Annotated in this window: 11 protein-coding genes; all 11 read left to right on the top strand. The window is 63.8% G+C overall.

All coding sequences use genetic code 11. From position 1 onward, the window contains the following. The 11 genes from murD (at position 1) to FJ979_RS02885 (ending at position 13,616) form a co-directional block, all read left to right on the top strand. A complete protein-coding gene (gene murD, locus FJ979_RS02935) occupies positions 1–1,401 on the top strand; it encodes a UDP-N-acetylmuramoyl-L-alanine--D-glutamate ligase (RefSeq protein ID WP_140495213.1) in 1,401 nt (466 codons plus the stop codon). Further along, entirely contained in the window at positions 1,401–2,552 is a 1,152-nt protein-coding gene (gene ftsW / locus FJ979_RS02930) for a putative lipid II flippase FtsW (RefSeq protein WP_140516599.1), read from the top strand. Before murD ends, ftsW begins: the two co-directional genes overlap by 1 nt. Position 2,553: 1 nt before the next feature. Continuing rightward, entirely contained in the window at positions 2,554–3,681 is a 1,128-nt protein-coding gene (gene murG, locus FJ979_RS02925; protein WP_140580009.1) for an undecaprenyldiphospho-muramoylpentapeptide beta-N-acetylglucosaminyltransferase, read from the top strand. Beyond that, positions 3,678–5,078 carry a UDP-N-acetylmuramate--L-alanine ligase gene (gene murC / locus FJ979_RS02920; RefSeq protein ID WP_140495219.1) on the top strand — a complete coding sequence of 467 codons (1,401 nt, stop codon included), beginning with the start codon at positions 3,678–3,680 and terminating at the stop codon, positions 5,076–5,078. Before murG ends, murC begins: the two co-directional genes overlap by 4 nt. Next, positions 5,075–6,040 (top strand): UDP-N-acetylmuramate dehydrogenase, encoded by a 966-nt coding sequence (murB, locus tag FJ979_RS02915; RefSeq protein WP_140580008.1) that lies wholly within the window; start codon positions 5,075–5,077, stop codon positions 6,038–6,040. The genes murC and murB overlap by 4 nt, the downstream gene beginning before the upstream one ends. Positions 6,041–6,341: 301 nt before the next feature. After that, the gene (locus FJ979_RS02910) at positions 6,342–7,268 is read left to right on the top strand and encodes a D-alanine--D-alanine ligase (protein WP_140495223.1); all 927 of its coding nucleotides are present in this window, start codon (positions 6,342–6,344) and stop codon (positions 7,266–7,268) included. Continuing rightward, positions 7,256–8,197, top strand: coding sequence for a cell division protein FtsQ/DivIB (locus FJ979_RS02905; RefSeq protein WP_140580007.1), 942 nt, complete (start codon positions 7,256–7,258; stop codon positions 8,195–8,197). The genes FJ979_RS02910 and FJ979_RS02905 overlap by 13 nt, the downstream gene beginning before the upstream one ends. Continuing rightward, the gene (ftsA, locus tag FJ979_RS02900) at positions 8,194–9,501 is read left to right on the top strand and encodes a cell division protein FtsA (RefSeq protein WP_140553117.1); all 1,308 of its coding nucleotides are present in this window, start codon (positions 8,194–8,196) and stop codon (positions 9,499–9,501) included. Before FJ979_RS02905 ends, ftsA begins: the two co-directional genes overlap by 4 nt. Before the next feature lie 66 nt (positions 9,502–9,567). Continuing rightward, positions 9,568–11,250: a cell division protein FtsZ gene (ftsZ, locus tag FJ979_RS02895; RefSeq protein WP_140580006.1), complete on the top strand. Its 1,683-nt coding sequence runs from the start codon at positions 9,568–9,570 to the stop codon at positions 11,248–11,250. A 283-nt stretch (positions 11,251–11,533) separates the two neighbouring features. Next, positions 11,534–12,484, top strand: a complete 951-nt coding sequence (gene lpxC, locus FJ979_RS02890) for a UDP-3-O-acyl-N-acetylglucosamine deacetylase (RefSeq protein ID WP_140580005.1) — start codon at positions 11,534–11,536, stop codon at positions 12,482–12,484. 262 nt (positions 12,485–12,746) lie between these two features. Beyond that, on the top strand, positions 12,747–13,616 hold the full coding sequence (locus FJ979_RS02885) for an outer membrane protein assembly factor BamD (protein ID WP_140495233.1): 870 nt from the start codon (positions 12,747–12,749) through the stop codon (positions 13,614–13,616). Positions 13,617–13,619 lie beyond the last annotated feature (3 nt).

Here is a 13,619-nt window from a genome sequence, read left to right as displayed (position 1 = left end):
GTGATTCCCGCCGCATCCTTCGCAGGCAAGCGTGTTTCGCTCTTCGGGCTCGGCGGCTCGGGGATCGCGACCGCGCACGCGCTGATCGAGGGCGGGGCTGAGGTTCTGGCCTGGGACGACAATCCCGACAGTGTCGCCAAGGCGGCAGCCGCCGGGATTGCAACCGGCGACCTGCACACAGCCGACTGGGCCACGTTCTCCGCTTTCGTGCTGTCGCCCGGCGTGCCGCTGACGCATCCCAAACCGCACTGGACGGTGGAACTGGCGCGCGGTTCGGGTGTCGAGATCATCGGCGACGTCGAGCTTTTCTGCCGCGAGCGGACGCTCGGCGCGCCAGCCGCCCCATTCATCGCCATCACCGGCACCAACGGCAAGTCGACGACCACGGCGCTGACGGCGCATATATTGAAGGCTTCCGGCCGCGATACGCAGATGGGCGGCAATATCGGCCGCGCCGTGATGACACTCGATCCGCCGCAACCCGACCGGCACTATGTCGTCGAATGCTCGTCCTACCAGATCGACCTCGCACCATCGATCAATCCGACGGCCGGCATCCTGCTCAATTTGACGCCGGATCACCTCGACCGTCACGGCACCATGCAGCATTACGCTTCGATCAAGGAGCGGCTGGTTGCCGGCAGCGAGACCGCGATCGTCGGCATCGACGATTCCTGGTGTGCGCAGATTGCCGAACGGCTGGAGCGGGCGGGGCGGCACGTCATCCGCATTTCGAAGCGGCTGCCGCTGACCGACGGCTATTTCGCCGATGGCACCAATTTGATGGAAGCGGTGCATGGCCGCTACAGCCGGGTCGCCTTCCTCGAAGGCATCGGCTCGCTGCGCGGGCAGCACAATGCGCAAAACGCGCTTGCCGCGGTGGCCGCCTGCCTCAAGGTCGGGCTCGACCTCGGCGAGATCCAGTCCGGACTGGAAAGCTTTCCGGGCCTGGCGCATCGCATGGAGCAGGTCGGCCGCAAGGACCACGTGCTGTTCGTCAACGATTCCAAGGCGACCAACGCCGATGCGGCGGCACCCGCGCTGTCGAGCTTTTCACGCATCTACTGGATCGCCGGCGGCCTGCCCAAGGAAGGCGGCATCGAGCCGCTGCGCGGCTTCTTCCCGCGTATCGCCAAGGCCTATCTGATCGGCGAGGCAGCGCCGGCCTTTTCGGCGACGCTGGGCGAGGCGGTGCCGTATGAGATATCGGGCACGCTTGCAGCCGCGGTCGAGCATGCCGCGCATGATGCGGCCAAGGACGATGGCGGCGAGGCGGTGGTGCTGTTGTCGCCGGCCTGCGCCAGTTTCGACCAGTTCAAGAATTTCGAGGTCCGCGGCGAAGCCTTCAGGCAAGCTGCGAATGCTATCGAGGGCGTCAAACCCATCGGAGGGGCACGATAATGCAGAGCCGTCTCGACAAAAGCCCGGTTGCGACCTGGTGGTGGACCATCGATCGCTGGTTCCTGGCGGCGTTCCTGTCGCTGATGGGGCTGGGCATAGTTTTGTCCTTCGCCGCAAGTCCCGCGGTCGCCGAACGCATCGGCCTCGACAGTTTCCATTTCGCGACCAGGCAGATCATCTTCACCGTGCCGGCGCTCGGCGTGATGCTGGCGGTGTCCTTCCTCGATTCCAGAGAAATCCGGCGCATGGCGCTGATCATGCTGTGCCTGATGCTGGTGCTGATGGTGGCGGTGCTCTACATCGGCGTCGAGGTGAAAGGCGCGCGGCGCTGGGTGTCGCTTGCCGGCCTGTCGATCCAGCCCTCGGAGTTTTTGAAACCCGCCTTTGTCATCATGTGCGCCTGGCTGTTCGCCGAACACAAGCGCCAGCCCGACATTCCGGGCAATCTCTTCGCCATGTTGCTCTTGGTACTGGTCGTATCGCTGCTGGTGGCGCAGCCGGACCTCGGCCAGACCATGCTGACGACCGGCACCTGGGGCATCATGTTCTTCATGGCGGGGCTGCCATGGCTGTGGATCGTCGTGCTCGGAGCGGCCGGCGTCGGCGGCGTCTTTGCCGCCTATACGGTATTTCCGCACGTCGCCCTGCGTATCGACAAGTTCCTCACTGGCGAAGGCGACACGTTCCAGGTCGATATGGGCCGCGACGCATTGATCAATGGCGGCTGGTTCGGCGTCGGGCCGGGCGAGGGCACCGTCAAGCGGGTCATCCCCGACAGCCATGCCGATTTCGTCTTTTCGGTCGCGGGCGAGGAATTCGGATTGATCATGTGTTTCTTCATCATGTCCATCTTCGCCTTCATCGTGCTGCGCGGCCTCAACACGGCGCTGAAGGAGCATGACGATTTCACCCGCTATGCGGTCGGCGGCCTCGTCACCGTGTTCGGCCTGCAGGCAGTCATCAACATGTGCGTCAACCTGCAGCTGGTGCCGGCCAAGGGCATGACGCTGCCGTTCATCTCCTATGGCGGCTCTTCGCAGATTGCCATCGCCATCTCGATGGGAATGGTGCTGGCGCTGACGCGCAAGCGACCGGAAAAGCGCAAGCAGGTGGGCTTTGCCTTGCCACAGCGCGCCATGCCGGCGGAGTGACATGGCCAGAGGCGTTATCCTTCTCTCGGCGGGCGGAACCGGCGGACATCTGTTTCCGGCCGAGGCACTGGCGCATGAGTTGAACGCGCGTGGCTGGACGGTGCATCTGGCGACCGACGACCGCGCTGAGCGCTTTGCCGGCCACTTCCCGGCCGCCGCCATCCACCCGATCCAGTCCGCGACGCTGGGCTCCAAAAATCCTGTTGCCCTGCTTGGCGCTTTCTGGAAAATCTGGCGCGGCGTGCGCCAGGCGTCCGCCATCATCGGCAGGATCAGGCCCGATACCGTGGTCGGCTTTGGCGGCTATCCGACCTTGCCGCCGCTCTACGCCGCGACGCGGCGCAAGGTGCCGACGCTGATCCACGAGCAGAACGCGGTGATGGGACGCGCCAACCGGGCGCTGGCCAGCCGCGTCGATGCGATTGCCGGTGGCTTCCTGCCCCAAGACGAAAGCGCCGTCGGCGCCAAGACGGTGACGACAGGCAATCCGGTTCGCCCACAGGTGCTCGAAGCCGCAAAGACCGCCTACGTCGCCTCGGCCGGAGATGATCCCTTCCGCCTGCTGGTGTTCGGCGGCAGCCAGGGCGCGCAGTTCTTCTCCGATGCGGTGCCGGCGGCCGTCGCCTTGCTCCCCGACGCACTCCGCAAGCGGCTGGTGATCACGCAGCAGGCTCGGGCCGATGATGTCGGGCGGGTGAAGGCGGCCTATGCAGCGCTTGGCGTCGGTGTCGAGGTCTCGCCCTTCTTCAGCGACATGGCGGCGCGTATAGCGGCCGCACAGTTGGTGATGTCGCGCTCCGGCGCGTCGACCGTCTCGGAAATCGCGGTCATCGGGCGGCCGGCGCTGCTGGTGCCCTATCCCTATGCGCTCGATCACGACCAGGCCGCGAACGCAGCCGCTCTTGCGGCCGCCGGCGGTGGCGAAGTGGAACCGCAATCCTCACTTTCGCCCGAGCGCATCGCGGCGCTGATCGGCGCCCTGATGGCCGAGCCCGAACGGCTCACGGCAATGGCTGCCGCGGCGAAGTCGGTCGGCAAACCGGACGCCGCACGGTTGCTCGCCGATCTCACAGAGGCTATTGCGTCCCGCAAAACCGTTTCGGATTTTAAGAAGGGAAAGCACGCATGAAGATGCCGCAGACCATAGGCCTCGTGCATTTCATCGGCATTGGCGGCATCGGCATGAGTGGCATCGCCGAAGTGCTGCACAATCTCGGCTACAAGGTGCAGGGATCCGACCAGGCCGACAGCGCCAATGTGCAGCGGCTGCGCGACAAGGGGATCGAATGCTTTGTCGGCCACAGGGAAGAAAACCTCGGCGATGCCGAAGTGGTGGTTGTCTCGACGGCTATCAAGAAATCCAACCCCGAACTGAAGGCGGCACGGGAGAAATTGCTGCCGATCGTGCGCCGCGCCGAAATGCTGGCCGAACTGATGCGCTTCCGCCAGGCAGTGGCGATCGGCGGCACGCACGGCAAGACGACGACGACCTCGATGGTAGCGACGCTGCTCGAAGCCGGCGGGCTCGACCCGACCGTCATCAATGGCGGCATCATCAACGCCTATGGCACCAATGCGCGCATGGGGGACGGCGAGTGGATGGTGGTCGAAGCCGACGAGAGCGACGGGACCTTCCTCAAGCTGCCGGCCGATATCGCCGTCGTCACCAATATCGATCCCGAACATCTCGATCACTACGGCAGTTTCGAGAAGGTGCGCGAAGCCTTCCGCCAGTTCGTCGAGAACGTGCCGTTCTACGGCTTCGGCGTCATGTGCACCGACCACCCGGAGGTGCAGGCGCTGGTCGGCCGAATCGAGGATCGCCGCGTCATCACCTATGGCGAGAACGCGCAGGCCGACGTGCGCTTCACCAACCATCGCATGGCCGGCGCGACCTCGGAATTCGACGTGGTGATCCGCGACCGCAAGGGACGCGGCCAGACGACGATATCGGATCTGCGCCTGCCGATGCCCGGCCGCCACAACGTTTCCAATGCGACGGCGGCGATCGCGGTGGCGCATGAGCTCGGCCTGTCGGCCGAGGCGATCAAGAAAGGCCTGTCGTCCTTCGCCGGCGTCAAGCGTCGCTTCACCCAAACCGGCTCCTGGAATGGCGTCGAAGTGTTCGACGATTACGGCCACCATCCGGTCGAGATCGCTGCGGTGCTGAAAGCCGCGCGCAGCGCCACCAAGGGCCGCGTCATCGCCATTGCCCAGCCGCACCGTTTTACCCGGCTGCATGATCTGTTCAATGAATTCTCCGCCTGCTTCAACGACGCCGACACGGTGATGGTGGCGCCGGTCTACGCCGCCGGCGAGGAGCCGATCGAAGGCGTGACCTCGGATGCGCTGGTGTCGCGCATCCGGGCCGGCGGCCATCGCGACGCGCGCTACATCGAGGGTCCGGAGGCAATAGCGCCTGTTGTCCGTGATCTGGCCAGGCCCGGCGACTTCGTCGTCTTTCTCGGCGCCGGCAACATCACGCAATGGGCCTATGCGCTGCCCAAGGAGCTGGCCGTCTCATGATGCAGGGCCAGGCGCTGATCGACAGACTTGGCGGCCGGCTTGCCGGCCTGCGCGGCCGCATCACGCCGAATGCCGAGATGGACAAGATCACCTGGTTCCGCGCCGGAGGACTGGCCGAGGCGCTCTTTCAGCCAGCGGACGAGGCGGACCTCGCTGCTTTCCTGAAAGCGGTTCCCGAAGAGATACCGCTGACCATAGTCGGCGTCGGCTCGAACTTGCTTGTGCGCGATGGGGGTATTCCGGGTTTCGTCATAAGACTGTCGGCCAAGGGGTTCGGTGAAACCGAAATTGTTTCGCCGGCATCGATCAAGGCTGGCGCGGCCACGCCCGACAAGCGCATTGCCGCGGCGGCGCTGGAAGCCGGCATCGGCGGCTTCCATTTCTACCACGGCATACCGGGCGCCATCGGCGGGGCGCTGAGGATGAACGCCGGCGCCAATGGCGTCGAGACGCGCGAGCGCGTCGTCGAGGTGCGTGCGCTCGACCGCAAGGGCAACGTCCAGACGCTGAGCAATGCCGATATGGGCTATGCCTACCGGCACTCGTCGGCACCGTCCGGGCTGATCTTCACCTCGGCGATTTTCGAGGGCTTTGCCGAGGACAAGGCAGTGATCAAGGCGGCGATGGACGCGGTGCAGAACCATCGCGAGACGGTGCAGCCGATCCGCGAGAAGACCGGTGGCTCGACCTTCAAGAATCCTGAAGGCACCTCAGCCTGGAAAGAGATCGACAAGGCAGGGTGTCGCGGCCTGCTGATCGGCGGCGCGCAGATGTCGCCCATGCACTGCAATTTCATGATCAACACCGGGACAGCGACCGGCTACGAACTCGAATATCTCGGCGAAACAGTGCGCACGCGGGTGCTCGAACATTCCGGCATCCGACTGCACTGGGAGATCAAGCGCATCGGGGACTTCCGCCCCGGACACGCCGTGCAGGAGTTTCTTGGACAGCTGCTCTAGCCGCGGTTGAAGTTTATGTGACGCATGAACTTCAACTGGTCCGGAACGACCGCGCGACCGTTGCTCCAAAGACTCAACAGCACGGTTTTCGCATCCATTTTCTCAGAAAGTGAATCTCTCGGAATCATAAGCACTTGCCAGTGAATCAACTCTCTGATTCTCTGCTCCAAAGCGTTTCCTGATTTGAGTCGTTCGACGCGTTTCCCGCGTTTTCTGTCTGGGGGGCAACCTGCCGGGAGACTCGGACTCAATGTTGCGGAAATCTTGGTTTTTGATCCGCCGTGAGAGGGGATGACGGGGAATGAAAAACAAGCATGTGGCCGTCCTGCTGGGTGGTTTCTCGTCCGAGCGGCCCGTGTCTCTGTCTTCGGGGAAGGCCTGTGCCGATGTGCTTGAGACGGAAGGCTATCAAGTCACGCGCGTCGATGTCGGGCGCGACGTCGGTTCCGTGCTTGCCGATCTCAGGCCCGATGTCGCCTTCAATGCGCTGCATGGTCCTTTTGGCGAGGACGGCACCATTCAGGGCATTCTCGAATATCTCGGCATTCCCTACACCCATTCCGGCGTGCTCGCCTCGGCGCTTGCGATGAACAAGGAACAGTCGAAGAAAGTCGTGAAATTGGCCGGCGTCCCCGTCGCCGAATCGAAGGTCGCCAATCGCTTCGCCATTCAGAACAACCATCCGATGAAGCCGCCTTATGTGGTGAAGCCGGTCAATGAGGGGTCGAGCTTCGGCGTCGTGATCGTGCATGAGGGGCAGTCGCATCCGCCGCAGGTCATCGGCTCGTCCGAGTGGAAATATGGCGATACCGTCATGGTCGAGCGTTACATCCATGGGCGCGAGCTGACCTGTGCCGTCATGGGCGACGTGGCGCTTGGCGTCTGCGAGATCATCCCGACGGGCCATTCGTTCTATGACTACGATTCAAAATATGTCGCGGGCGGATCAAAACACGAATGCCCCGCAAAAGTTTCACCGAATATTTACCAAAAAATACAGACACTGGCGCTCAAGGCTCACCAAGCTGTCGGCTGTCGGGGCGTTTCCCGGTCGGACTTCCGTTATGACGATCGTCACTCCGAAAATGGCGAGGTTGTATGGCTCGAGGTCAATACCCAGCCGGGCATGACGCCGACGTCTCTGGTGCCTGAAATCGCCGCCCAGGCAGGGCATTCGTTCGGCGATCTGTTGAGTTGGATGGTGGAGGACGCTTCGTGTCTGCGTTGAAATGGGGGCAGGGCAAGGGGAAGGGCGTGGCCGGGCCGGCGCTGTTCAGCCTGCCATTGTCGTTCGACCATTTCGTGCTGCCGCGCGTGCTTCGCCGCCCGGCGCGTATCCTGGCGCGCCTGGGCGAGGGCGAATTCCAGGCGCCGCGCTTCTCCGCCGCGATCATGTCGGCAGTGCTCATTGCCTCGAGCGGCGCCTATGGCGCCTATCTCGGCGGTCATGCCGACGGCATCGTCCAGAGCATCACCGCCCGGACCGGCTTTGCCGTCGACCAGGTCAAGGTGGTCGGCAATCGCCAGACGTCCGAGATCGATATTCTCGACAGGCTCGAGCTCGACGGCTGGACGTCGCTGATCGGCTTCGATGCCGAGGCGGCGCGGGAACGCATCGCCACCTTGCCCTGGATCGAGGTCGCCGCGGTGCGCAAGGTCTATCCGCACACGTTGGAGGTGCGCGTCGAGGAGCGTCAGGCGTTCGCGCTTTGGCAGCAGGGCAGCGATCTCTCCGTTATCGAAAAAGACGGTGCCGTTATCGCACCGTTCTCGGGTGGCAAGCAGGTGCTGCTGCCATTGCTGATCGGAGCCGGCGCGCCGGCCAAGGCGCCGGAATTCCTGGCGAAGATCGAAAAATACCCGGATCTCGCGACCCGCATCAGGGGCTATGTCCGTGTCGGCGATCGGCGCTGGGACCTGAAGCTCGACAACGGCATCACTATCAAGCTTCCCGAGGATGGCGAGGATCAGGCACTCGCCGAACTCGTCGGCATGGACCATGACAAGGGGCTGTTGTCGCGCGACATCGCCGCCGTCGACATGCGGCTGTCCGACCGGCTGGTCGTGCAACTGACGCCGGAGGCGGCGACCCAGCGCGAAGCCGCGCTCAACGAGAAGCCGAAAATGCTGAAGCGCAAGCCGGAGACGAAGATATGAGCTGGCTTGGCGGTTCAGGCGATGCCTCTTCGCGCCGCTCCGGCACCTTGACGGTACTGGATGTCGGTTCGAACAAGGTCTGCTGCATGGTGGCGAAGCTGAAGCCATGCGATGACGGCAAGCTGCTGCGCGGACGCTCACACCGCATCCAGGTGATCGGCATCGGACACCAGAAGTCGCAGGGCGTCAAATCGGGCGTCGTCATCGATCTCGACCGTGCCGAACATGCCATTCGCCTCTCCGTCGACGCCGCCGAGCGCATGGCCGGACTGACGGTCGATTCGCTGATCGTCAACATGACCGCCGGCCGGCTGAAGAGCGAAGCCTTCTCGGCTACCATAAACCTCGGCGGCCATGAGGCCGACGAGGCCGACATCAAGCGGGTGCTCGGTGCCGGCGCCAAGCAGGCGCTGAAGACCGAGCGCGAGGTGGTCCATTCGCTCCCCGTCGGCTTCTCGCTCGACGCTGAGCGCGGCGTGCGCGATCCGCGCGGCATGGTCGGCGACACGCTTGGCGTCGACATGCATGTGCTGACCGGCGACGCCGCTCCGATGCGCAACCTGGAGCTCTCCATCAACCGCTCGCATCTTTCGGTCGAGCGCATGGTGGCGACGCCCTATGCCAGCGGGCTGGCGGCATTGGTCGACGACGAGCTGGAACTGGGCGCCGCCTGCATCGATATGGGCGGCGGCACGACGACGATCTCGGTGTTTTCGGAAGGCAAGTTCGTCCATGGCGACGCCATCGCCATCGGCGGCAACCACGTCACGCTGGACATGGCCAAGGGACTGTCCACCTCGCTCGATGCCGCCGAACGGCTGAAGGTGATGCACGGTTCGGCGTTGCCCGGCAGCGCCGATGACCGCGACCTGGTCTCGATCCAGCCGATCGGCGACGAGGGCGAAGTGCCGCTCCAGATTCCGCGCTCCGTCATGACGCGTATCGTGCGCGCCCGCATCGACGAGACGCTCGAGCTTTTGCGCGACCGGCTGAACAAGTCCGGCTACGGCAATGCGGTGGGCAAGCGCGTGGTGCTGACCGGCGGCGCCAGCCAGCTTGCCGGCCTGCCGGAAGCGGCGCGCCGCATCCTGGGGCGCAATGTGCGCATCGGCCGCCCGCTCGGCGTGGCGGGCCTGCCCGAAGCGGCGAAGGGGCCGGCCTTCTCGGCGGCCGTCGGTTTGTTGATCTATCCGCAGATGGCGAGCTTCGAGAGCCATCCGGCGAAAGGAATTTCCGGTCTCAGGATGACTGGAACGGGCGGAAAACTGCATCGCATGAGTCAGTGGTTGAGAGACAGTTTCTAATTGACGGGGACAGCCCCATAAGTGGCCGCGGCGGCGAAGCGGCAGGAAAGGCAAAGGACGGAGACAATGACCATCAATCTGCAAAAGCCGGACATCACCGAGCTTAAGCCACGCATCACCGTGTTCGGCGTCGGCGGCGGCGGCGGCAACGCCGTCAACAACATGATCACCGCCGGTCTGCGCGGCGTCGAGTTCGTTGTCGCTAACACCGACGCGCAGGCGCTGACCATGTCGAAAGCCGACCGGCTGATCCAGCTCGGCGCGCATGTCACCGAGGGGCTGGGCGCCGGATCCCAGCCTGAAGTGGGCCGCGCGGCAGCGGAAGAATGCATCGACGAGATCATCGATCACCTGTCCAACACCCATATGTGCTTCGTCACCGCGGGCATGGGCGGCGGCACGGGCACGGGAGCGGCGCCGGTCGTGGCGCGCGCCGCCCGCGAGAAGGGCATCCTCACTGTCGGCGTCGTCACCAAGCCGTTCCATTTCGAAGGCCAGCGCCGCATGAAGACGGCGGATTTCGGCATCGAGGAGCTGCAGAAATGCGTCGACACACTGATCGTCATCCCTAACCAGAACCTGTTCCGGCTGGCCAATGACAAGACCACCTTCGCCGACGCGTTCGCCATGGCTGACCAGGTGCTCTATTCGGGTGTAGCCTGCATCACCGACCTGATGGTCAAGGAAGGCCTGATCAATCTCGACTTCGCCGACGTTCGTTCGGTGATGCGCGAGATGGGCAAGGCGATGATGGGCACCGGCGAGGCATCGGGCGAGGGCCGCGCGATGGCGGCCGCGGAAGCCGCGATCGCCAACCCGCTGCTCGACGAGACCTCGATGAAGGGCGCCAAGGGCCTGCTGATCTCGATCACCGGCGGCCGCGACCTGACCCTGTTCGAAGTCGACGAAGCGGCGACCCGCATCCGCGAGGAGGTCGATCAGGACGCCAACATCATCCTGGGCGCCACTTTCGACGAGGAGCTCGAAGGTGTCATCCGCGTCTCGGTTGTTGCCACCGGCATCGACAAGTCGGCGGCCGAAATCGCCGCCGCTCCGATCTCGATCCGCACCGCGCCGCAGAAGCCGGCCGCCCGCCCGGCCGTTGCCGCGGCGGAAAGCCGCCCCGCGCCGGTCCAGCAGGCTGCGTACGAGCCGCGCGCCGCCGATCCGGTCGCGGAAGCGATCCAACTGGCCGAAGCAAACGCCGCGGCGATGGCGCAAGCCCGTCCGGCGCCGGTTGCCCATGCGGATGATTTCCGTCCGCAGAGCAAGATCTTCCAGGCTCCGCCGGCGCAGCCGCAACCGATGGTGCAGCCCGTGGTCCAGCAGATCCAGCCGGCGCCTCAGCCGCGCGAGATCCTGCGCGAAGTCCAGCAGCCGGTCGCGATGGCTCCCCAGCGCATGCCGCGCGTCGAGGACTTTCCGCCTGTCGTGAAGGCCGAGGTCGACGCCAAGAGCCGCCCGGCCGACCATGAGAACAGCGGACCGATGGGGCTCTTGAAGCGTCTGACCAACGGCCTGACGCGCCGCGAGGAAGAGCCTGCACGCCTGCAGCCGGCGCAGCCGCGCGAGCCCAAGCTGCGTCAGGCCGCACCGGAAGTGCGCCGTCTGGCAAGCCAGGACGCGCAGCTCTACGCGCCTCGTCGCGGCCAGCTCGACGACCAAGGCCGCCTGACGCCGCAGGCCAGGGCGACTCAGGAGGACGACCAGCTGGAAATTCCGGCGTTCCTGCGTCGCCAGGCCAACTGAGCGGTTAACGGGCTGTAACAATTGTTAACAGGCAAGCAAGGAATTGCTTGCCTGTTAACGTTTAAAAGAATGCAAATGCAAGCACTTAAGAGGCTATCCATATGTCGGTTGCGGTTACAAAGAGTAAGAAACCGTGATTTGGACTATCCCTGACGGGACATTATCTTCGCTGCCTACCGTCGTCGGTTTGCCGGGATTTCGGGGGAAGTGACCTGGCCTGCCGATTTTTACAAGAGAGCCGCGCCCCTCGGGCTGGAGAAGCGGACCTAGGCATTTTGGGCTTATGGGGATTGTCTTGCACGACTATCAGACGACAGTGAAGACGCGCGCGTCGCTTACGGGCACCGGCGTTCACAGCGGCAAGGAAGTTTCCATCAGCTTTCTCCCGGCGGATGCCGAGACCGGCATCGTTTTCCAGCTTTTCAGTGAGAACGGGCAAGGTCGCGAGTTCCGCGCCCTGTTTTCCGAGATCGGCGCAACCGACCTGTGCACCATGCTCGGTGATCCCTCTGGCGAGCACATCGCCACGGTCGAGCACATCATGGCGGCGCTGTTCGGGCTCGGCATCGACAATGTCATCATCGAGATCGACGGCCATGAGGTCCCTATCCTCGACGGCAGCGCCATGGCGTTCGTCGAGGCCATAGACCAGGCCGGCATCGAAACGCTGTCGGTCAAGCGGCGCTACATCCGGATCGTCAAGCCGGTCCGCATCGAGAACGGCGCCTCCTGGGCTGAGTTCAGGCCCTATGACGGCACTCGCTTCGAGGTCGAGATCGATTTCGAAAGCCCGGCGATCGGCCGGCAGCTGTTCGCGTCCGACATCAATGCGGACATTTTCCGCCGCGACATCGCGCGCGCCCGCACCTTCGGCTTCATGAAGGACGTCGAGCGGCTGTGGGCCGCCGGCTATGCGCTGGGATCCTCGCTTGAGAATTCGCTGGTCATCGGTGACGACAACCGCGTCATCAACATGGGCGGCTTGCGCTACCCCAACGAGTTCGTACGCCATAAGACGCTGGACGCCATGGGCGACCTGGCACTGGCCGGGGCCCGCTTCATCGGCTGCTTCCGCTCCTATCGTGGCGGCCATAGGCTGAATGCGGCCGCCTTGCGGCGCGTGCTGTCGGACCGTACCGCGTTCGAGATCGTCGAAACGACCCGCCGCGAGCGCGGCCGTGCGGCCGAGATGAGCGCCGTCAACGCGCCTCTCTATGCGCCCTGGATGATCTGAGTCGCCGCCACTTTCCGGATACCATCGCAGCTCGCTGGTGTTGCATGAATGCATCATTTGCCGGCGAAATCGCAGGGATGCTCCGGCGCGGCCCGGCCGCCACAAAAATGTTCGATTGCCTAGACATAGCGTTGCCGGGCAAGGCGGTTATGGTTTATGGCTGCTGCCTTCGATAGTGCATGTCGCCTGGAAGTGGGGACCAGTTTTGGGGAAACGATATGCAACAGGCACTGAAATAACGCCGAAAGGGCGCAGTCCAATCATGTTCTTCAAGCGAGTCGGTCAATTGAAAGCGCCGCAGCGGTCCGTTTTCCTGGCGCTTTCGGTGGTTGTTCCATCGCTCTTCCTGTCTGCTTGCATGTCGTCGGAAAAAGATATCGACCTGTCGACCTATGTCGATCAGACCGAACCGGCCGACGTTCTCTACAACCAAGGGCTCGCCAATCTGAATGCCGGACGCCTCGACGAGGCGAGCAAGAAGTTCGACGCGGTCGACCGCCAGCATCCTTATTCGGAGTGGGCCCGCAAATCGATGGTGATGGGCGCGTTCGCCGACTATCGTAAGGGCAGCTACGACGAAGCGATCTCGTCGGCCAAGCGTTATCTGACGCTGTATCCGTCAACGGATGACGCGGCTTATGCGCAGTACATCATCGGCCTTAGCTACTACCGCCAGATCAAGGACGTGACGCAGGATCAGAAGGAAGCGCGCCAGACCGTGCAGACCATGCAGGATCTCGTGACGCGCTGGCCTAATTCAGAATATGTCGATGACGCCAAGGAAAAGATCCGCTTCGCCAACGACCAGCTCGCCGGCAAGGAGATGCAGATCGGCCGCTATTATCTCGAACGCCGCGAATACATCGCCGCGGTCAAGCGTTTCCGCAATGTGGTCGAGAATTATTCCAACACCCGCCACGTCGAGGAGGCGCTGGCGCGCCTGACCGAGAGCTATTATGCGATGGGCCTCACTTCGGAGGCGCAGACCGCCGCCGCCGTTCTCGGCACCAATTATCCCGACAGCCCATGGTACAAGGATTCCTACAAGCTCCTGCAGAGCAACGGGCTTGCGCCGCGCGAGAATGCCGGCTCGTGGATATCCAAGGCCGGGAAACTGATCACCGGCGCCTGATGC

Source organism: Mesorhizobium sp. B1-1-6 (genome assembly GCF_006443035.1).
In the GTDB taxonomy this organism is placed as follows: Bacteria; Pseudomonadota; Alphaproteobacteria; order Rhizobiales; family Rhizobiaceae; genus Mesorhizobium.
This window is presented reverse-complemented; position numbering and strand designations above follow the sequence as displayed.

Excerpts from the sequence above, each read along its gene's own strand:
- ftsW (WP_140516599.1), top strand. The coding sequence starts at position 1,401 with ATGCAGAGCCGTCTCGACAAAAGCCCGGTTGCGACCTGGTGGTGGACC.
- murG (WP_140580009.1), top strand. The coding sequence starts at position 2,554 with ATGGCCAGAGGCGTTATCCTTCTCTCGGCGGGCGGAACCGGCGGACAT.
- murC (WP_140495219.1), top strand. The coding sequence starts at position 3,678 with ATGAAGATGCCGCAGACCATAGGCCTCGTGCATTTCATCGGCATTGGC.
- murB (WP_140580008.1), top strand. The coding sequence starts at position 5,075 with ATGATGCAGGGCCAGGCGCTGATCGACAGACTTGGCGGCCGGCTTGCC.
- FJ979_RS02910 (WP_140495223.1), top strand. The coding sequence starts at position 6,342 with ATGAAAAACAAGCATGTGGCCGTCCTGCTGGGTGGTTTCTCGTCCGAG.
- ftsA (WP_140553117.1), top strand. The coding sequence starts at position 8,194 with ATGAGCTGGCTTGGCGGTTCAGGCGATGCCTCTTCGCGCCGCTCCGGC.
- ftsZ (WP_140580006.1), top strand. The coding sequence starts at position 9,568 with ATGACCATCAATCTGCAAAAGCCGGACATCACCGAGCTTAAGCCACGC.
- lpxC (WP_140580005.1), top strand. The coding sequence starts at position 11,534 with ATGGGGATTGTCTTGCACGACTATCAGACGACAGTGAAGACGCGCGCG.
- FJ979_RS02885 (WP_140495233.1), top strand. The coding sequence starts at position 12,747 with ATGTTCTTCAAGCGAGTCGGTCAATTGAAAGCGCCGCAGCGGTCCGTT.